The 17902-nt window shown below is 69.3% G+C and carries 19 protein-coding genes; 10 read left to right on the forward strand and 9 right to left on the reverse strand.

The features are described from left to right. Nucleotides 1–38 precede the first annotated feature (38 nt). Genes NLX83_RS08780 through NLX83_RS08795 form a run of 4 tightly spaced genes read right to left on the reverse strand, consistent with a single transcriptional unit; the run spans nucleotide 39 to nucleotide 3445 of the window. Nucleotides 39–662 carry a nucleoside/nucleotide kinase family protein gene (locus NLX83_RS08780; RefSeq protein ID WP_254234332.1) on the reverse strand — a complete coding sequence of 208 codons (624 nt, stop codon included), beginning with the start codon at nucleotides 660–662 and terminating at the stop codon, nucleotides 39–41. Further along, entirely contained in the window at nucleotides 659–1453 is a 795-nt protein-coding gene (locus tag NLX83_RS08785) for an ATP-binding cassette domain-containing protein (protein ID WP_254234333.1), read from the reverse strand. Before NLX83_RS08785 ends, NLX83_RS08780 begins: the two co-directional genes overlap by 4 nt. Next, entirely contained in the window at nucleotides 1450–2424 is a 975-nt protein-coding gene (locus NLX83_RS08790; protein WP_254234334.1) for an ABC transporter permease, read from the reverse strand. The genes NLX83_RS08785 and NLX83_RS08790 overlap by 4 nt, the downstream gene beginning before the upstream one ends. Before the next feature lies 1 nt (nucleotide 2425). Beyond that, nucleotides 2426–3445, reverse strand: coding sequence for a substrate-binding domain-containing protein (locus NLX83_RS08795; protein WP_374118698.1), 1020 nt, complete (start codon nucleotides 3443–3445; stop codon nucleotides 2426–2428). Between the two features lie 112 nt (nucleotides 3446–3557). Here NLX83_RS08795 and NLX83_RS08800 point away from each other — a divergent pair, with 112 nt between their 5' ends. Together NLX83_RS08800 and NLX83_RS08805 are read left to right on the forward strand one after the other, a co-directional pair. Beyond that, nucleotides 3558–4550 carry a LacI family DNA-binding transcriptional regulator gene (locus NLX83_RS08800; protein ID WP_254236143.1) on the forward strand — a complete coding sequence of 331 codons (993 nt, stop codon included), beginning with the start codon at nucleotides 3558–3560 and terminating at the stop codon, nucleotides 4548–4550. 52 nt (nucleotides 4551–4602) lie between these two features. Further along, nucleotides 4603–5370 (forward strand): sugar phosphate isomerase/epimerase family protein, encoded by a 768-nt coding sequence (locus NLX83_RS08805; protein ID WP_254234335.1) that lies wholly within the window; start codon nucleotides 4603–4605, stop codon nucleotides 5368–5370. 45 nt (nucleotides 5371–5415) lie between these two features. On the opposite strand, the gene NLX83_RS08810 is transcribed toward NLX83_RS08805, so the two are convergent. Beyond that, entirely contained in the window at nucleotides 5416–6012 is a 597-nt protein-coding gene (locus NLX83_RS08810) for an NYN domain-containing protein (protein WP_254234336.1), read from the reverse strand. A gap of 128 nt (nucleotides 6013–6140) precedes the next feature. Then, entirely contained in the window at nucleotides 6141–7109 is a 969-nt protein-coding gene (locus NLX83_RS08815; protein WP_254234337.1) for an alpha/beta hydrolase, read from the reverse strand. A 415-nt stretch (nucleotides 7110–7524) separates the two neighbouring features. Between NLX83_RS08815 and pdhA the strand changes: the two genes are divergently transcribed. From pdhA to NLX83_RS08835, 4 genes are all read left to right on the forward strand, one after another. Beyond that, on the forward strand, nucleotides 7525–8754 hold the full coding sequence (pdhA, locus tag NLX83_RS08820) for a pyruvate dehydrogenase (acetyl-transferring) E1 component subunit alpha (RefSeq protein WP_254234338.1): 1230 nt from the start codon (nucleotides 7525–7527) through the stop codon (nucleotides 8752–8754). Further along, a complete protein-coding gene (locus NLX83_RS08825; protein WP_254234339.1) occupies nucleotides 8754–9776 on the forward strand; it encodes an alpha-ketoacid dehydrogenase subunit beta in 1023 nt (340 codons plus the stop codon). The genes pdhA and NLX83_RS08825 overlap by 1 nt, the downstream gene beginning before the upstream one ends. Nucleotides 9777–9791: 15 nt before the next feature. Further along, entirely contained in the window at nucleotides 9792–11198 is a 1407-nt protein-coding gene (locus NLX83_RS08830; protein WP_254234340.1) for a dihydrolipoamide acetyltransferase family protein, read from the forward strand. 92 nt (nucleotides 11199–11290) lie between these two features. Further along, nucleotides 11291–12370, forward strand: coding sequence for a serine hydrolase domain-containing protein (locus NLX83_RS08835; protein WP_254234341.1), 1080 nt, complete (start codon nucleotides 11291–11293; stop codon nucleotides 12368–12370). Here the strand turns inward: NLX83_RS08835 and NLX83_RS08840 are convergent. Continuing rightward, a complete protein-coding gene (locus NLX83_RS08840) occupies nucleotides 12351–12680 on the reverse strand; it encodes a YnfA family protein (protein ID WP_254234342.1) in 330 nt (109 codons plus the stop codon). The genes NLX83_RS08835 and NLX83_RS08840 overlap by 20 nt on opposite strands. Nucleotides 12681–12790: 110 nt before the next feature. Between NLX83_RS08840 and NLX83_RS08845 the strand changes: the two genes are divergently transcribed. The 4 genes from NLX83_RS08845 (at nucleotide 12791) to NLX83_RS08860 (ending at nucleotide 16012) form a co-directional block, all read left to right on the forward strand. Further along, nucleotides 12791–13414: a hypothetical protein gene (locus tag NLX83_RS08845; protein ID WP_254234343.1), complete on the forward strand. Its 624-nt coding sequence runs from the start codon at nucleotides 12791–12793 to the stop codon at nucleotides 13412–13414. A 105-nt stretch (nucleotides 13415–13519) separates the two neighbouring features. After that, complete coding sequence (gntA, locus tag NLX83_RS08850; protein WP_254234344.1) at nucleotides 13520–14203, forward strand: guanitoxin biosynthesis heme-dependent pre-guanitoxin N-hydroxylase GntA; 684 nt, start codon at nucleotides 13520–13522, stop codon at nucleotides 14201–14203. A gap of 140 nt (nucleotides 14204–14343) precedes the next feature. Then, nucleotides 14344–14751 carry a hypothetical protein gene (locus NLX83_RS08855; RefSeq protein WP_254234345.1) on the forward strand — a complete coding sequence of 136 codons (408 nt, stop codon included), beginning with the start codon at nucleotides 14344–14346 and terminating at the stop codon, nucleotides 14749–14751. Nucleotides 14752–15127: 376 nt separating this feature from the next. Continuing rightward, nucleotides 15128–16012: an SGNH/GDSL hydrolase family protein gene (locus NLX83_RS08860; RefSeq protein ID WP_254234346.1), complete on the forward strand. Its 885-nt coding sequence runs from the start codon at nucleotides 15128–15130 to the stop codon at nucleotides 16010–16012. A gap of 94 nt (nucleotides 16013–16106) precedes the next feature. Here NLX83_RS08860 and NLX83_RS08865 read toward each other — a convergent pair whose 3' ends face one another. Both NLX83_RS08865 and NLX83_RS41805 read right to left on the reverse strand, forming a co-directional pair. Then, complete coding sequence (locus NLX83_RS08865; protein WP_254234347.1) at nucleotides 16107–17318, reverse strand: acyl-CoA dehydrogenase family protein; 1212 nt, start codon at nucleotides 17316–17318, stop codon at nucleotides 16107–16109. 22 nt (nucleotides 17319–17340) lie between these two features. Then, entirely contained in the window at nucleotides 17341–17895 is a 555-nt protein-coding gene (locus NLX83_RS41805) for an SCP2 sterol-binding domain-containing protein (protein WP_254234348.1), read from the reverse strand. Nucleotides 17896–17902 lie beyond the last annotated feature (7 nt).

Consider the following 17902-nt stretch of genomic DNA (forward strand, 5'->3'; position numbering starts at 1 on the left):
GCGGACACGCAGGTCACCGTGTCGGTCCAGCAGTAATCCTAGATCACCGAGCCAATACAAAGGTCGGCACGCGACATTGTTTCGGTTACCCGGATCGCGTTCGACTGATCCGAGCCGTGCGCGCGGTTTTCCGCTTCTTCGTGGGTGCGGCCGTAACGCTCGTGCCGGGCGACAAGGCGGGCGAGCCGGACGTTTTCGTCGGGCGCCAGGAACCAGACCTCGTCGAGCACCTCGCGCAGCCGGGACCACGGCCGGTCGGCCAGCAGCAGGTAGTTCCCCTCGGTGACCACCAGCGGCACCTCGGCGGCGACCGGGACCGCGCAGGCCACCGGCTCCTCGATCTCGCGGCGGAACTCCGGGGCGTAGACCGTCACCCCCGGCTCCGCCCGCCGCAGCCGGACCAGCAGGTCCAGGTAGCCGTGCGCGTCGAAGGTGTCCGGGGCGCCCTTGCGCTCGGCCCGGCCCAGCCGCTCCAGCTCGCGCTGCGCCAGGTGGAAGCCGTCCATGCCGACCAGCACCGCCCGCCCGCCGAGCGCGGTGACCAGGCGCTCCGCCAGGGTCGACTTGCCAGCACCCGGAGCCCCGGTGATGCCGAGCAGGCGCCGCCCGCCCGGCTCCGCCAGCTTCGCGGCGCGCTCCAGCAGCTCCGCGAAAGCGGTCACCGGTACACCTCGACCAGCTCGCCGTTGTCGGAGAGCGCGAGCGCTCCGGTGATCAGGCCGACCACCTCGTTCATCGTGCGCTCGCGCGGGGAGACCACGCCGACCCGCCTGCCGAGCCGGTGCACGTGCACGCGGTCGGCGATCTCGAAGACGTGCGGCATGTTGTGGCTGATCAGCACCACCGGCAGGCCGCGGTCGCGAATCCGCTGGATCAGGTCGAGCACCTTGGCCGACTCCGCGACGCCGAGCGCGGCCGTGGGCTCGTCCATGATCACCACGCGGCTGCCGAACGCGGCGGCACGGGCCACCGCGATGCCCTGGCGCTGGCCACCGGAGAGGGTCTCGACGGCCTGCGTCATCGACTTGATCTTGATGTCCAGCTCGCCGAGGATGCGCGCCGCCTCCGCCCGCATGCCCCCGGCGTCGAGCAGCCGGAACACCGAGCCGAGCGGCCCGGACCTGCGGCGCTCCCGGCCCAGGAACACGTTGGTCGCGATGTCCTGGGCGGGCGCGAGTGCGAGGTCCTGGTAGACGGTCTCGATCCCGTGCCTGCGGGCGTCGAGCGGCCCGGAGAACCGCACCGCCTCGCCGTCGACCAGGATCTCGCCCGCGTCCGGGACGACCGCCCCGGACAGCGCCTTGATCAGGCTGGACTTGCCCGCCCCGTTGTCGCCGACCACGGCCAGGATCTCGCCGGGCAGCAGGTCGAAGTCGGCGCCGTCGATCGCGGTCACCTTGCCGTAGCGCTTGACCAGGCCGCGGGCCTGGAGCACCGGCACCTGCTCGCTCATCGCTGCTTCCTCCTGGAGAACCGGTCGACCGCGACCGCGACGATCACCAGCACGCCGGTGGCCACGTCCTGGTAGAGGCTGTCGATCCCGGCCTGGGTCAGCCCGGAGCGCAGCACCGCGACGATCAGCGCGCCGACCAGGGTGCCGATCACGCTGCCCCGCCCGCCGAACAGGCTGGTCCCGCCGAGCACCACCGCGGTGATCGAGTCGAGGTTGCCCATCTGGAAGGCGTTCGGGTCGGCGTTGGGCACGCGGCCGAGCGCCTGCCAGGCCGCGATGCCGTAGACCAGCCCGGCGACCACGTAGACGCTGAGCACGGTGCGGCGCACGTTGATGCCGGACAGCCGCGCCGCCTCCGGGTCGTTGCCGACCGCGTAGACGTGCTTGCCCCACGCGGTCTTCGTCAGCGCGTACCAGGCGCCGACGAACATCAGCAGCGCCAGACCCATGCCGACGGTGACCTCGACGTGGCCGAAGAGGTACTGCCTGGTGCCGAGGAAGGCCAGCGTGTCGTCGGTGACGGGGTAGCTGCGGCCCTCGGCGTAGATCCGGCTGACCGCGGTGACGATGGTCAGCATGCCGAGCGTGACGATGAACGGCGGCAGGCTCGCGCCCGTGACGATGCCGCCGATCAACGCGCCGATCGCCACCGCCGCCGCGATCCCGGTGACCAGCGCGACGGTGCCGGGCACCCCGCCGACGACCAGCTTGGCCATCAGCAGGGTGCCCAGCACCGCGGTCGCCGCGTTCGCGAGGTCGATCCCGCCGGTGAGGATCACCAGCGTCTGACCGAGCGCGAGGGTGCCGACCACCAGCGACTGCTGCACGATCAGCGAGAGGTTGTCGCTGTCGAGGAAAGTGTTGGTAGTCAAGGAAAAGACCACTACCGCCGCGACGAGCGCGATGGCCGGGCCGACGGCGGGCGTCCGCAGCACGAACTCGGAGACGTTGCCTTTCGTCTTGGTGCTCACGTCATCCCCAGCAGTTCTGCAGGCCCCAGGCGGTGTCCTTGGACTCGATGCCCGGAACCGGCTTGTCGGTGATCACCACGGAACCGGTGTCGACGAAGCCGCTCGGCTTCTTTCCGGACTTGGTGAACTCCACCGCGGCTTGAACGCCCTGTTCGGCCATCTTCTTCGGGAACTGCATGACGGTGACGGCGTACTTGCCGTCCTTCACGTCCTGCACTCCCTGGCAGCCGCCGTCGATGGAACCGACGAGCACCTGCGCCGCCCTGCCCCGAGCCGCCAGCGCCGCGTAGCCGCCGCGCGCAGCGGGCTCGTTGATCGTGTAGACGGCGTTCACGTCGGTCGCGCGCTGGAGCAGGTTCTCCATCGCCTGCTGGGCCTTGTTCTGGTCGCCGTTGGTCGACTCCTTGCCGACGATCTTCGAGTCGCCCTCGGCGAGGCCGATGCCCGCGAGGAAGCCGCGGTGGCGCATCTCGTCGACGGTGCCGCCCGGGGCGCCGTCGAGCATCAGCAGCTTCGGCTCCTTGCCCGCGAGCCCGGCCTTCACGTACGCGCCCTGTGACCTGCCCGCCGCGAGGTTGTCGGTGGCGAAGGTGGCGTCGACCGCGTCCTTCGGCTCGGTCTCGGTGTCCAGGGCGAGCACCAGGACGCCCTTCTCCCTTGCCTTCTTGATCGCGCCGAGGATGCCGGTGGAGTTGCTCGGCGTGATCATGATGGCGTCCACGCCCTGCTGGACGAGGTTCTCCAGCGCGGCCACCTGGCCCTCGTTGTCGCCGTCGAACTTGCCCGCGAGGGCGATCAGCTCGGCGCCGTCCTTGGTGGCCTGCGCCCTGGCCGCATCGCGCAGCGCCACGAAGAAGGGGTTGCTGTCGGTCTTCGTGACCAGGCCGACCTTGATCTTGCCGTCGGCGTTGCCCCGGCCCGTGTCCCCGGCCTTCTGGCTGGTGCAGGCGGTGCCCATGAGTGCGATGGCGGCGGCCGTGAGCGCGGCGGCGCCGCGGCCGATGGAACCTCGTCGTCCCATTCGCTGCCTCCTGGATCGGCGGTTGGTTGCGGGAAGCTAAGCCGGGAGGGTTCCGGGTGCCAAGCGTTTGCGCAAACGCTTGGCATGGGCGCACCCTGGTCGCGTGGTCACGATGCGGGACGTCGCGCGGCTGGCCGGGGTCTCGATCACCACGGTGTCCCACGTGGTCAACGGGACCCGGCAGGTGGCCGAGGCGACCAGGCAACGGGTGCTCGACGCCGTCGCGCGCACCGGCTACACCGGCAACGCCATCGCCAGGTCGCTGGTCACCGGCGGCACCAGGACGCTGGGCGTGGCGATCTCGCTGGTCGCCAACCCGTACTTCGCCGAGCTGATGCAGGCGATCGAGGGCGAGGCCAGCGCGGCGGGCTTCACCCCGCTGCTGATCGACACCCACGACGAGGCCGAGGCCGAACGGGCCGCCGTGCGTGCGCTGCGCTCCCGCCGGGTGGACGGCCTGCTGCTGACTCCGTCGCACCGGGCGAGCGCGAACGTGCTGCCGGAGCTGCGCCAGCTCGGGGTGCCCACGGTGCTGGTGGACCGACTGCCAGCGGACGGCCAGTTCGACCAGGTCGGCCCGGAGAACGTGGGCTCCACCGCCGCCCTTGTCACCCATTTGGCCGAACGTGGACATCGCCGGATCGGGCTAGTCAGCGGCGCGGCCGGACTGACCACCAGCGCCGAGCGGACGCAGGGCTACCGGCTCGGCCTGCACCGCGCCGGGCTGCCCGCCGACGAGGCGCTGATGATCTCCGGCGAGTCCCGGGTGCAGCAGGCCGCCGACGCGCTGCGCAGGCTCGCCGCGCTGCCGGAGCCACCGACCGCCGTGGTCGCCGGGAACAACAACATGCTGGTAGGAGTGCTGCGCGCGGCCCGGGAACTGGGCATCCGGGTCGGCGAGGAGCTCGCCGTCGTCTGCTACGACGAGGTCGAGTGGGCCGAGCTGGTCGACCCGCCGATGACCACGATGGCCCAGCCGATCACCGAGATCGGCCGCACCGCCGTGCGGATGCTGCTGGCCAGGATCGCCGATCCGGCGCGCCCGCCGAGGACCGTCCGGCTGCCCGCGCGGCTGATGCACCGCCGCTCCTGCGGCTGCCCATGATCGAGACGCCGCTATGGTCCCTCTGCCCGCGGTCGCTGCGAGAGGAGGACCAGTGATCATTCCCGGCCTGGTGTCGGTCACCTTCCGGCACCTCGACGTGCCGAGGGTCATCGAGCTGGTCACCGAGGCGGGGCTGTCCGCCGTGGAGTGGGGCGGCGACGTGCACGTGCCCTCCGGCGACGTGGAGACCGCGGAGCTGGTGCGGGCGCAGTGCGCGAGCGCGGGGATCTCCGTCGCCGGGTACGGCTCCTACTACCGCGCGGGCGCCTCCGACCCGTCCGAGGTGGACCGGGCGCTGCGCACGGCGGTCGCGCTCGGCGCGCCGAGGCTGCGGGTCTGGGCGGGCACGTGGGGCTCGCAGCAGATCGCGCCCGCCAAGCGCGTCGAGGTCGTCTCCGCGCTGCGGCTGTGCGCACTGGCCGCGGCGGACGAGGGCATCGAGGTCGCGCTGGAGTTCCACCGCAACACGCTCACCGACACCCTGGAGTCCACCAAGCGGCTGCTCGCCGAGCTCGACATGCCCAACGTGACGTCCTACTGGCAGCCGCGCGGCGCCCAGGACACCAAGGAGGCCGTCGACGAGGTCCGCGCGCTGCTGCCGAACCTGCCGACGGTGCACGTGTTCTCGTGGGGCGCGGGCTGGGGCGACAACCGGCTGCCGCTCGGCGAGCGCGCCGACCTGTGGGAGGCGGTGCTGCCGGAGCTGGCCAAGGACGGGGTGGACCGGTACGCGCTCCTGGAGTTCGTCCCCGACGACCACCCCGCCGCGTTCCGCCGCGACGCGGGCACGCTGCTCGGCTGGCTGGACCGGCTGCGCTGAGTCAGCGCCACTTGTCAGGGCGCTGGTAGGTGCGGCTCTCGGTACTCACCTCGTCGGGCAGCAGCGATGCGAGCAGGTGATCCCGGCTGATGAGGAACGGCACCACGTTTGGCGGAAAGCTCCTCGACGGTGGTTGCCGACCGGGTGGGCACGCGAGGTGGATCGTTCGCTGTGGGAGATCTCGGCTGTGGCGATGATGGCGGGGTTGAGGTCGCTGTCGGTGGAGATCAACACGGATGTGTCGCCGTAGCCCTCGGCCGCGTCCTTGACCATCGACACCGCCAGCGCGACGTCAGTCAACTTCTCCTCGTAGGTGCGGAACGCAACGGGCGGCTCACAGCCACAGGTCCAGCGATGTCCACAAGAGCGGCACTTGAAGGTCTTCTTCTGGTACCGACCGCGGACTACCTGCACTTTGGGCCGATGCGCGGTGAGTGCGGCGAGGTAGGTTTCCTGACGTCGGGCAGCATCAGGTTCACCAGCGACGATGGTGGTGAAGTACCGGACTGTGAGGATCTCGTCCGGCACCCGGATCTGCTGGGCGAGAGCAAACCAGTCCAGCCACAGGAACTCACGGCCGTACTTGCTGCGGATGCCGTGGTAGGCGTTCATGCCGTCCACGTAGAAGACGGCGCGACCCACGCGAGCCTCCAAGGTTGATTAGCCGGGCTGAGGGCGGCTATCCTATCGACCTAACGACGTTGGTTACGGCCAACAGGGTGGCCCCTTCGGGGGCCACATTTTTTTGTCCTCAACCCAACTCCGCTGGGTCAGACGCCGAGGGCGCCCATCAGCATCGGCAGCGAGTTCTTCAGCTCCCGGCCGTAGTAGGGCCAGGCGTGGGTTCCCTCGCCGTAGAACGAGGTCTGCACCTTGCCGCCGGAGAGCAGCAGCTTGGTCGCGACCAGCTGCGACATGCCCTCGATCGTCTTCTCCTTGACGTCGAAACCGGTGCCGGGCGCGTCGAGCGGCCCCGCCTCACCGTTGCCCGAGGAGAGGTAGACGGGGATCTTCCTGAGGTTGTCGGTCAGCTCGGCCGGGTTGTGCGCGGCCCAGGTCTTCTCATCCTTCACCGGGTCGCCCCACAGGCCGTTGGGGTCGAGGCCCTGGCCGATCAGGACCGCCTGCACGCTCGACGGGCCGAGCATGAACAGCTGCGTGTGCACGGTGCCGCTATAGGAGGCCGCCGCGGCGAACATGCCTGGCCTGCGCCCCGCGTAGGACAGCGCGCCGAACCCGCCCATGGACAGCCCGGCGATCGCGCGCTTCTTGCCGCCGCCGTAGTTCTTCTCCACCAGCGGCAGCACCTCGTCCAGGTGGAAGTCCTCCCACCGCGGGCCGCCCGCCTGCTTCCAGTTGCTGAAGTACCCGGCCTTGCCGCCGATCGGCTGGACGACGATGACCTTCCGCAGTTCGGGGTAGGTCTCGATATCGGTCTTCTGCACCCAGCTCTCGTGCCCGTCGCCGTCGCTCCAGCAGCAGCCGCCGAGCATCAGCAGCACCGGCCAGGTCTTGCCGGACGGCCGGTTGTCCCAGCCGTCCGGCAGCAGCAGCCGGACGTTGGCCTTCTGGCCGATCGCGGGCGAGTCCACGGTGAGGTCGAGGGTGCGCGCGTCGACGCGCTCCTCGGCGACGACGGTCGGGGCCGGGGCGGCCGACGCCGGGGCGGCCAGTGCGGCGGGCAGCGCGACCGCGGCCGCCGCGAAGATCGTCAAAAGGCGTCGGATCGGCTTTCGCACGCCCGATCCTCCTCAAAGTCATTTCGGGGAGGACATGCTCTCGATCTACCGCCGGTGCTGGATAGAGCACGTTAAGTAATTTACTAATCGAATATCTTTACAGTGCGCAAAGAAGCAACACATCGGTTACTCGCCGGTAAGCTCGGGTAACCCATCAGCGGTGCACACGGGCGTGCAAGGCTGGGCCCGAGCCGTGGCACCGCGTGGTGTGGAAAACCGTGGACAGCTGATACGTAAGCCACATGTGGCAGGGCTCACGGATCATGCCTTTGCCGTGTCAGGATGGCGGCAATGCGATCCGTCATCGTCGACGGGGCTGACCCCACCTGATCAGGTGGGAGTTCGCACCCACCGGCGTAGTCGCGCCGTACCGCCACAAGCGGGAGGTGCGGCGTCAACCACGAGGAGAAGACGCATGTCGTCGCCGGACTTCTGGACGCAGCCTCCGGGAACCCCGCCGGACGCGTCCAACGAGGTAGCCCCCGCTGCGACCGCAGCCCGACCGACCGCGGAGCAGGTCATCGCTGGATTGCGCGCGACCACCGAAGGTGGAGCCGATCTCGTGCAGTTGCTCACCCCGGAGGGTGAGCGGGTGCACCACCCCGAGTTCGACATCGACATCACCGCCGAGGAGATCCGCGGGCTCTACCGCGACATGGTCCTCGTGCGCCGGGCCGACCGTGAGGGCAACGCGCTGCAGCGCCAGGGCCAGCTCGGCATCTGGGTCCCGCTGCTCGGCCAGGAAGCCGCACAGATCGGTGCGGGCCGCGCGATGCGCCCCACCGACATGGCCTTCCCGAGCTACCGCGAGCACGGCGTCGCCTGGTGCCGCGGCATCGACCCGACCGAGATCATGGGCATGTGGCGGGGCACCGACCACGGCTCGTGGGACCCGCAGGAGAAGCGGTTCCACCCGTACACGATCGTCATCGGCAACCAGTGCCTGAACGCGGCCGGCTACGCCATGGGCCAGAAGTTCGAGGGCAAGGTCGGCGACGACGACGGGGAAGCCACGATCTGCTTCTTCGGCGACGGCGCGACCAGCCAGGGCGACGTGCACGAGGCCATGGTGTGGGGCGCGGTCTACGACGCGCCGCTGGTCTTCTACTGCCAGAACAACCAGTGGGCGATCTCCGAGCCCCTTGAGCGGCAGACCCGCGTCCCGCTCTACCAGCGCGCGCTCGGCTACGGCTTCCGCGGCATCCGCGTCGACGGCAACGACGTGCTGGCCACCCTCGCGGTCAGCCGCTGGGCGCTGGACGAGGCCCGGCACGGCAACGGCCCGGTGCTGATCGAGGCCTTCACCTACCGGATGGACTCGCACACCACCTCCGACGACGCCACCCGCTACCGGCACTCCGACGAGCTGGAGGCGTGGAAGCTGAAGGACCCGATCGAGCGGGTCCGCGTCTACCTGATCAAGCAGCAGCTGGCCGACCAGGACTTCTTCGACGGCGTCCAGGCCGAGGCCGACGAGCTGGCCGCGCGGCTGCGCGAGCACACCATGAACCTGCCGGACCCCGGTCCGGAACGGATCTTCAGCAACGTCTACGCGGAGGAGCCGGCGACCCTGCGCTCCCAGCGCGAGGAGTACCAGGCCTACCTGTCCGGATTCGCCGACTCCACCGCTGGAGGTGGGCACTGATGGCCGCGCCGACGATGAACAACGCACCCGGTGCCACCGGCCAGCCGCCGAAGACGACCACCCTGGGCAAGGCGCTCAACATGGGGCTGCGCGCCGCGATGGAGCGCGACCCCAAGGTCATCGTGATGGGTGAGGACGTCGGCAAGCTCGGCGGCGTCTTCCGGATCACCGACGGGCTGCAGAAGGACTTCGGCGAGCAGCGCGTGCTGGACACCCCGCTGTCGGAGTCCGGGATCATCGGCGCCGCGATCGGCCTGGCCATCCGCGGGTTCCGCCCGGTCGCCGAGATCCAGTTCGACGGCTTCATCTTCCCCGGCTTCGACCAGATCGTCAGCCAGCTGGCGAAGCTGCACTACCGCACCCAGGGCCGGGTGAAGGTGCCGATCGTGGTGCGCGTGCCCTTCGGCGGCGGCATCGGCGCGGTCGAGCACCACTCGGAGTCGCCGGAGTCCTACTTCGCGCACACCGCGGGCCTGCGCGTGGTCAGCTGCTCCAACCCGGTGGACGCCTACTGGATGATCCAGCAGGCCATCGACTGCGACGACCCGGTGCTGTTCTTCGAGCCCAAGGCGCGCTACTACGAGAAGGCCGAGCTGGACACCTCGCTCGTGCCGGAGCCGCTGTTCGCCTCGCGCGTCCTGCGCCGCGGCAGCACGGCGACGCTGGCCACCTACGGCCCCTCGGTCAAGACCTGCCTGGCGGCCGCGACCGCCGCGGCCGAGGACGGGCTGGACCTGGAGGTCATCGACCTGCGGACGCTGTCGCCGCTGGACCTGGGCCCGGTGTTCGACTCCGTGCGGCGCACCGGCCGCCTGGTGATGGTCACCGAGGCGCCGAGCGAGTCCTCGATCTCCTCCGAGGTCATCGCCCAGGTGCAGAAGGAGTGCTTCTACTCCCTTGAGGCTCCGGTCCTCCGGGTCACCGGCTTCGACACCCCGTACCCGCCGAGCAAGTTGGAGGAGGAGTTCCTCCCCGATCTCGACCGGGTCCTGCACGCCGTCGACCAGTCGCTGTCCTGGTAAGGGAGGAAGCAGTCAATGCCGCAGTACAAGCACTTCCCCCTGCCCGACGTCGGGGAAGGCCTCACCGAGGCCGAGATCCTGAACTGGCACGTCAAGCCGGGTGACGAGGTCACGGTCAACCAGATCATCGTCGAGATCGAGACCGCCAAGGCCGCCGTGGAGCTGCCCTGCCCGTACGCGGGCGTGGTGACCGAGCTGCTGGCCGAGGCGGGGCAGACCCTCGACGTCGGCACCCCGATCATCACCATCGACACCGACCCCGGCGGCGCGCCCGCGACCGCGGCGCCGCCCGCTCAGGCCCCGGCCGAGTCGACGCAGGCGAGCAACGGCTCCGGCAAGATCGGCGAGGAGATGCCGGGCGGCCGGATCGCCACGCTGGTCGGCTACGGCCCGCGCTCGACAGCGGCCAAGCGCCGCCCGCGCAAGGGCGCATCCGTGCCCGCTCCGGCTCCCGAGCCGGTCGCGGCGGCGGTGTCGCAGCCGGTCGTCGCCCCGTTCTCACCGGAACCGATCACGCCCGCGGTGTCCGAACTGCCGCCGCTCGCGACGGACTGGGTTCCGCTGGCCAAGCCACCCGTGCGCAAGCTGGCCAAGGACCTCGGCGTCGACCTGCGCGAGCTCAACGGCTCCGGCCCGGACGGCGTGATCACCCGCGAGGACGTCTCGCTCGCCGCGTCGGCACCTGCGGCTGCGGCTCCGGTCACCGCCGCCGTTCCCGCGGGCGCGCGCGAACGGCGGGTGCCGATCAAGGGCGTCCGCAAGGCCACCGCCCAGGCGATGGTGGACAGCGCGTTCACCGCCCCGCACGTCACCGAGTTCCTGACCATCGACGTGACGCCGATGATGGAACTGCGCGCGCGGCTGAAGAGCTCGCCGGAGTTCCGCGACGTGAAGCTGACCCCGCTGGCCTTCGCGGCCAAGGCGGTCTGCCTCGCGGCCCGGCGCACCCCGGACGTGAACGCGACCTGGGACGCGGCGAGCAACGAGATCGTCTACAAGGACTACGTGCACCTCGGCATCGCCGCGGCGACCCCGCGCGGGCTCGTGGTGCCCAAGGTCCGCGACGCGGACGCGATGTCGCTGCGCGAGCTGTGCGTGGCTCTTGAAGAGCTGACCACGACCGCGCGCAACGGCAAGACCTCGCCCGCGGACATGGCCAACGGCACGTTCACCATCACCAACATCGGCGTCTTCGGCATCGACACCGGGACGCCGATCATCAACCCCGGTGAGTCCGCGATCCTCGCCTTCGGCGCGATCCGGGACATGCCGTGGGTGGTGGACGGCCAGGTGGTGCCGCGCAAGGTCTGCCAGCTCGCGCTGAGCTTCGACCACCGCGTGGTCGACGGCCAGCAGGGTTCGCAGTTCCTCGCCGACGTCGGCGCGCTGATGGCCGACCCGTCGGTGGCGATCACGTACTGACAGCTGTGCTGTGCGAAGCGCCCCCGTTTCCGCGGGGGCGCTTCGTTCTGTGCTGAGAAGGCTGCCAAGAACGCGTCCCTACCCTGCGCCGCATGCACCTCATCGGAGTCGTGTTGGCGGGCGTTCTCGCCGTTTCCCCTGTCGCACCAACGAATCCGGGCTTGCAAGCGAGCCTCGACGAGATGACGAAGAACGGCGCTCCCGGGGTCGTCGCCCAGCTGCGCGACGGAGACCGCACGTGGATCGGCCGGAGCGGGTTCGGCGACCTCGACCGCAGGACTCCGGTGCCCCGCGACGCGCGGTTCCGGGCGGGCAGCGTCACGAAGAGCCTGGTCGCGACCGTTGTGCTGCAACTCGTCGACGAGGGTCGCCTCAGCCTGGACCAGCCGGTGCTGGAGGACATCACCGTGCGGGCGCTGCTGAACAACACCAGCGGGCTGCCCGACTACCTCTCCGATCCGGTGTTCGCCGATCCCCGCGTCTACGGCGGGCGCACGTTCACGCCGGACGAGCTGATCGAGATTGCCTTGCGGCACAAGGGAACCACGGGGTGGAAGTACTCCAACACCAACTACGTCGTGCTCGGCCGTCTGGTGGAGAGGACAACCGGGAAGCCGGTCGGCGAGGAGCTGGCGCGGCGGGTCCTGCGGCCTGCCGGAATGCGGTCGAGCTACCTCCCGACGACGTTCCCGCGCATCGTCGGGCCGCACGCGACGGGCTACTACCTGCACGGTGACATCACGCAGAACCCTGACCCACAACCGAAACTGGAGCCGTTGACGGAGATCAACCCGTCTTTCGCCTGGGCCGCTTACGGCCTCCTCTCCACCACCGAGGACCTCCAGCGGTTCTATTCGGCGTTGCTGTCCGGGAAGCTGCTTCCCGCGTCGCTGCTCAAGGAGATGCAGCAGACCGTTCCGACCGGCAACCCCGCTTTTCCCGGCTATGGCCTGGGTGTGGAGCGGGTCGACCTGGCGTGCGGTGCGGCGTGGGGGCACACCGGGTCGATCCCGGGCTTCATGACCTTCACCTTCGCCAGGGAGGAAGGGCGGCGGCAGTTCACCTTCTCGGTCAACGCCCAGGTGCTCGACCGGTCGTCCGGGAAGTTCCTCGCGCCGGGCTTCGCCGCACTGGAGAAGGCGTTGTGCCAGGTCAACGGGGGCCGTACATGATCACCGCGACTCCGGCGAGGCAGATCAGCGCGCCGACGACGTCCCAGCGGTCCGGGCGGAAGCCGTCCACGACCATGCCCCACACCAGCGAGCCCGCGACGAACACGCCGCCGTAGGCCGCGAGCACCCGGCCGAAGTTGGCGTCGGGTTGGAGGGTCGCCACGAACCCGTAGACGCCGAGCGCCAGCACGCCGCCGCCGATCCAGAGCCAACCCCGGTGTTCGCGCACGCCCTGCCAGACCAACCAGGCGCCGCCGATCTCGGTGAGCGCGGACAACGCGAAGAGGATGACCGACCTCAGGAAACTCATCCGAAAATTTTAGGCGCGTTTGCGCTGACCTGGGCTTTTGCCCCCGGGAATGTCAGACCCCGTCCGTAGTGTCACCGGTGTTGGGGCTCCGCTGGTCAAGGAGGTACGGGATGGAGCAGCACATCCCCACTTCGCTCTGGATCGACTACAACAACGCGCCAGGACCGGACAAGGCGCAGCGCGTGCGCAGGCACCGCTACATGCACGAAAGCAGGAACGTGTGGGCGATCAGGTACAACCTGGAACTGCTCGACGCCATCCAGGCGGGACGGCGGTCCGGGGACGACCTGGCCGAGCTGATCACCGCGATCGACAACGCCCACCCGAAGAAGCGGCGCAGCTACGAGGAGAACGCCGAGGGCTGGTGCAGCCTCACCGAGGACTGGAAGCCCGCGCTGACCGAGGTCGGCATCGGTGAGTGCGTCTTCGACGACGTGCGGGTGCGCGTGCGGCCGCACCTCGGCCTCGTGGACGGGAAGCACGGTTACGCGACCTACCTGTGGCTCAAGGACGAGCCGCTGACCGAAGCCGCGGCGTGTTCGGTGCTGCGGCTGATGCAGCTGGAGATGCCCGCGATCCTGCCCGGCGGCAGGCCCCTGGTGATCGACGTCCGCCGGTCGCGGTTGATGCACCTGCCGCGCAAGCGCCAGTGGCGGGACTTCGACGAGTGGCTCGCCAGGGAGGCCGCGGCCTACGGCGAGTACTGGCGCGCGGCAACACCCGTCGCCGCCTAGCCCTGGGGGTCCCGTGGCCCTGGGGGTGGTCACGGGACCCCGCTCCACCTGGTCGTTTCCCCAGAGTTGCGGCTCGACCGGCGGAGCCGGTGTTTGACTCAGCCCATGTCCGCTCCTCGAGGCGAGGTCCGCGCCGAACTGGACCAGTTCCTGCACAGCACGGAGTTCAGCTGCCTCGGCGCACGCGCGGCGTTCAAACGCGGATCGCTCACCCACCACCACTACCCCGTGCTGGGTGATCCGGATTCGGCGCGGCTGCACCACGAAGACCTCCTCGAATACGCGCTCCAGTTGCCCGGAAAGCTGTCCGGCACGAGCTTCCTGACGTTCGTCGCCACCTTCGACGGTCCGGGCCCGATGGACGAGCTGGCATTCGAGCGCACGGTCTGGCGGCACCTCCAGCTCGTGCACGACATCGACAGCCGGACCTACGGCCCGCAGCCGGGAGCGTCTTCCGATCCGACGCAGCAGAACTTCGGTTTCCACGTCGGCGCGCACGCCTTCTTCGTCGCCGCACTGCATCCCGGATCGTCACGGGCGACCCGGCGCTTCTCCCGCCCGGCCCTGGCGATCACGTCGAACCAGCAGTTCATGGCGCTGGGCGAGAAGTTCGTCTCCCTTCAGGAACGAATCCGGGCCCGCGAGGTCGCGAACAACGGCTCGGTCAACCCGAGCTTCACGCACTACGAGTACGCGCAGCCCGCCCGGCACTTCTCAGGGCGGCTGACCGAGCCGGATTGGCAGTGCCCGTACCGTTCCCGACATCACACCCCGCTCAAGGCAACCTAAAGCGGCTACACCTATTCCGGTGACGCTCGCCCCAGAATTTCCGGATGCGGATACTCTTCCGCAGACCCGAGTCGGGCCAATTCAGCACGCATAGGCCAGTCTCGCCGGGGCTTTCGCCTCACGGAAGGACAACGATGAACATGCGACGATTCGCTCTCGCTGCGGTTCTGGCGGTCGCCGCCGGAGCCCTGACGCTGCCCACGGCCGCGGTCGCCCAGGCGAAGGCCGCGCCGAGCTGCACCGCGGGCAAGGTGAAGACCACGACAGCCGTCTTGCTGCGGACCGACCCCAAGAAGAGCGCCACCGGCCTGCGTTCCATCCCCAGTGGCACCACCGTCACGGCCTACGGCTTCCGTTACGAGACGCAGATCTGGGACCCCGATGGCCAGGGCTACGGCTGCCGTCTGTACAAGCAGGAGAAGTACAACGAGATCCTCTGCCACGGCAACAACTCCGACTCCTGGTACAAGGTGCGCTACGCCGGTGCGACCGGCTGGATCAACACCGGGTGCGCCAAGAAGGTGGCAGACACCAAGATTAAGTGGTAGCCCCGCTACCGCGTGCCGGATGGCTCGTGTTCTCCGAGGTCCCGGTCCGGTATTCGTAAGCCACGAAGGCCGGGCGGTAACCAACCGCCCGGCCTTCGCCGTACGGCCGGTGCGCCGTTCTCCTGCCACCGGCAGTGCCCGTACCGTTCCCGAGATCACACCCCTCACAACGCAACCTAAAGCGGCCAAACCTATTCTGGTGACACTTCGCTCTGGGATGAAACCTGGGTCGCCATGTTCCCCGAATCCGGTTACGCTTTCGCAGAGATGACGTTCAGGTCAATTGTTCCTCAAGCGATCGCGTAAATTCGTCGTCTTTTGTCATGCCGTATCGACGGCTGGGCGCGACTGACGCGCTTCTAATAGTGGAGCAAAGTTGAAGAAGAGCACTTTCACGGCTGCCGTCCTGGCCGCCGCGTTCACCGCGTGCGGCCTCGGTGCCGCCGCTTCCGCCACCCCGGCCGCCCCGCTGAACGTGGTGGCACTGGGCGACTCGACCGCTTCGGGTACCGGAGCCGGGCTCTACCACCGCGGTACCCACCACACCTGCTGGCGCAGCTCCAACTCCTACTCCGAGGTCGCTGTCGCGAAGCTGCGCGCCGCGGGCCGCACGGTGGAGTTCCGCAACGCCACGTGCAGCGGAGCGGGCATCAACGAGATGCGCACGACGTTCAAGAGCCAGCCCGCCCAGCTGGACGCGCTGAAGCCGAACACGAACGTCGTGCTGCTCACCGTTGGCGCCAACGACATCAAGTACGTCGAGTTCGGCGGCCTGTGCATGCAGGGCGACTGCTCGAAGGCGGGCAAGTCCGTCACCGACCAGCTGCCCGCGATGAGCAAGAACCTGCTCGGCCTCTTCGGTGAGATCAAGGCCAAGAGCCCCAAGGCCAAGGTCGTCCTGGTCGGCTACGGCCGTCAGCTCACCGCGGGCGCGAACGGCGCCGCCGCAGCCGACCCCATCTGCGCCCCCACCGTGTTCTCCGCCGAGGAGCGCGCTGAGGGCAACAAGGTCGTCAGCGCGCTGGACATGACGCTGCGCGTCACCGCCAAGGCGGCCGGCGCCACGTTCGTCAGCCCGTACGTCGACTCGGTGAACCTGGGCAAGGAGTTCGCCGGGCACTCGCAGTGCGAGTCGGGTGCGCCGTACTACCGCGGCTTCGATGCCCTGGCGCCCAACGAGGAGGGCCAGGAAGCCGTGCTGCACCTGAACAAGGACGGCCAGGCCGCGCTCGGCGAGCTCGTCACCGCGCAGCTGCGCTAGCAAGGGAACGGGCGGTGGATCCCGTCCTGGGGGAACCGGGATCCACCGCCCGCTCACGAGGCCGCCAGCGCGGTATGGCGACCGGACAGGACCATCAGCGAATGTGCATCCCCGAGATCGCCCGCGCCATCACCAGGCGCTGGATCTCCGAAGTGCCCTCGAAGATGGTGTAGATCTTGGCGTCGCGGTGCATCCGCTCCACCGGGTGCTCGCGGGTGTAGCCGTTGCCGCCGAGGATCTGGATGGCGCGCTCGGTGGCCCAGACCGCGACCTCCCCGGCCTTGAGCTTGGACATCGAGCCCTCGGCGCTGGTGAACTTCTGGCCGCTGCGGCCCATCCACGACGCCCGCCAGACGAGCAGCCGCGCCGCGTCGATCTCCATCTTCATGTCCGCGAGCGTGAACGCGATGGACTGGTTCTCGATGATCGGCCGACCGAAGGTGACGCGCTGCTTGGCGTACTCCAGCGAGTACTCGTAGGCGGCGCGCGCGATGCCGACGGCCATGGCGCCGACGGTGGGGCGGGTGACCTCGAAGGTGGCCATCGCCGCCTGGCCCTCGGCCTTCTTGCCCTCGCGGGCCCGAGCCAGGCGCGCGTCGAGCTTTTCCTTGCCGCCCAACAGGCATGAGCCGGGGACGCGGACGTCGTCGAGGTAGACGTCGGCGGTGTGCGAGGCGCGCAGGCCGTGCTTCTTGATCTTCTTGCCGCCGACCAGGCCGGGGGTACCCGGCGGAACGATGAACCCGGCCTGCCCGCGCGCTTTCAGCGAGGGGTCGACGACGGCGGTGACCACGTGCACGTTGGCGATGCCGCCGTTGGTCGCCCACGCCTTCTGCCCGTTGAGCACCCACTCGTCCTTGGCCTCGTCGTAGACGGCGCGGGTGCGCATGGCCGAGACATCAGAGCCCGCCTCGGGCTCGGAGGAGCAGAAAGCGGCGACCTTCGGGTCGTCCACGTCGCCGTAGCACTGCGGGACCCACTCGGCGAGCTGGTCCGGGCTGCCGGAGGCGAAGATGCCCGCGACCGCGAGGCCGGTTCCCATGATCGCCATGGCGATGCCGCCGTCGCCCCAGAACAGCTCCTCGTTGACGATCGGCAGCGACAGCCCTGTCGGATCGGCGTAGCAGGTCGCCAGCGACTCGAAGCCGTACAGCCCGATCTTGGCGGCCTCCTGGATCACCGGCCACGGCGTTTCCTCGCGTTCGTCCCACTCCGAGGCGGCCGGGCGCACGACGTCCTCGGCGAAGCCGTGCACCCAGTCCCTGAGCCCGGTCTGCTCCTCGGACAGTTCGAGCGAGAAGGTCACGTCAGCTCCCTAGTCTCGGGGATCATGCCTTGGGGACGTCGAAGAGGTTCATCAGCCCGGCGGCGAAGCCGAGGTCGCCCTTGATCTTGAGCTTGCCGGTCATGAACATCACCGGGGCGGAGCCGTTGCCGGTGACCAGCTTGAGGAAGTCCGGCGGGGAGACCGTGACGGAGACGCGGGGCTCGGCCGCGTTGTCCTTGTTCACGGTGCACTCGCCGGAGTCGACCACCATCTCGTAGCGGTCGTAGGTGTCCGGTTCGGGCCGCGTGATCCGCCAGTGCACAACCGCCGTGGTCGAACCGGCGCGGTCGGGGCGGAAGTGCGTTCCCATCCTCCTGAAGACCTCATCCAGTACCTTGACCCGCAGTTCCGGACGAACCATGACGGCATCGATCTGATCCTTGGAGGCGCGGGAGACCAGGCGAGCGAACTTCTGTGGCTCCAGCGAGCTGAGATCGACCTCGGCTCCGCTGTCCGCGAGGTCCGATGCCGCGGCGAGCAGGGCGACGAACTCGTCGTTGCTGATCTTCTTCGGGTCGACCTCGGCGAGGGCGGCGATCGGGTCGGTGTTCGGCACAGCGCAC

Source organism: Allokutzneria sp. A3M-2-11 16, from assembly GCF_024213555.1.
GTDB lineage: Bacteria > Actinomycetota > Actinomycetes > Mycobacteriales > Pseudonocardiaceae > Allokutzneria.

Bases quoted from the DNA above. Each gene is read 5' to 3' on its own strand.
- NLX83_RS08835 (WP_254234341.1), top strand. From the start codon at position 11,291: ATGCACCTCATCGGAGTCGTGTTGGCGGGCGTTCTCGCCGTTTCCCCT.
- gntA (WP_254234344.1), top strand. From the start codon at position 13,520: ATGTCCGCTCCTCGAGGCGAGGTCCGCGCCGAACTGGACCAGTTCCTG.
- NLX83_RS08795 (WP_374118698.1), bottom strand. From the start codon at position 3,445: ATGGGACGACGAGGTTCCATCGGCCGCGGCGCCGCCGCGCTCACGGCC.
- pdhA (WP_254234338.1), top strand. From the start codon at position 7,525: ATGTCGTCGCCGGACTTCTGGACGCAGCCTCCGGGAACCCCGCCGGAC.
- NLX83_RS08855 (WP_254234345.1), top strand. From the start codon at position 14,344: ATGCGACGATTCGCTCTCGCTGCGGTTCTGGCGGTCGCCGCCGGAGCC.
- NLX83_RS08840 (WP_254234342.1), bottom strand. From the start codon at position 12,680: ATGAGTTTCCTGAGGTCGGTCATCCTCTTCGCGTTGTCCGCGCTCACC.
- NLX83_RS08830 (WP_254234340.1), top strand. From the start codon at position 9,792: ATGCCGCAGTACAAGCACTTCCCCCTGCCCGACGTCGGGGAAGGCCTC.
- NLX83_RS08845 (WP_254234343.1), top strand. From the start codon at position 12,791: ATGGAGCAGCACATCCCCACTTCGCTCTGGATCGACTACAACAACGCG.
- NLX83_RS08785 (WP_254234333.1), bottom strand. From the start codon at position 1,453: ATGAGCGAGCAGGTGCCGGTGCTCCAGGCCCGCGGCCTGGTCAAGCGC.
- NLX83_RS08825 (WP_254234339.1), top strand. From the start codon at position 8,754: ATGGCCGCGCCGACGATGAACAACGCACCCGGTGCCACCGGCCAGCCG.
- NLX83_RS08800 (WP_254236143.1), top strand. From the start codon at position 3,558: ATGCGGGACGTCGCGCGGCTGGCCGGGGTCTCGATCACCACGGTGTCC.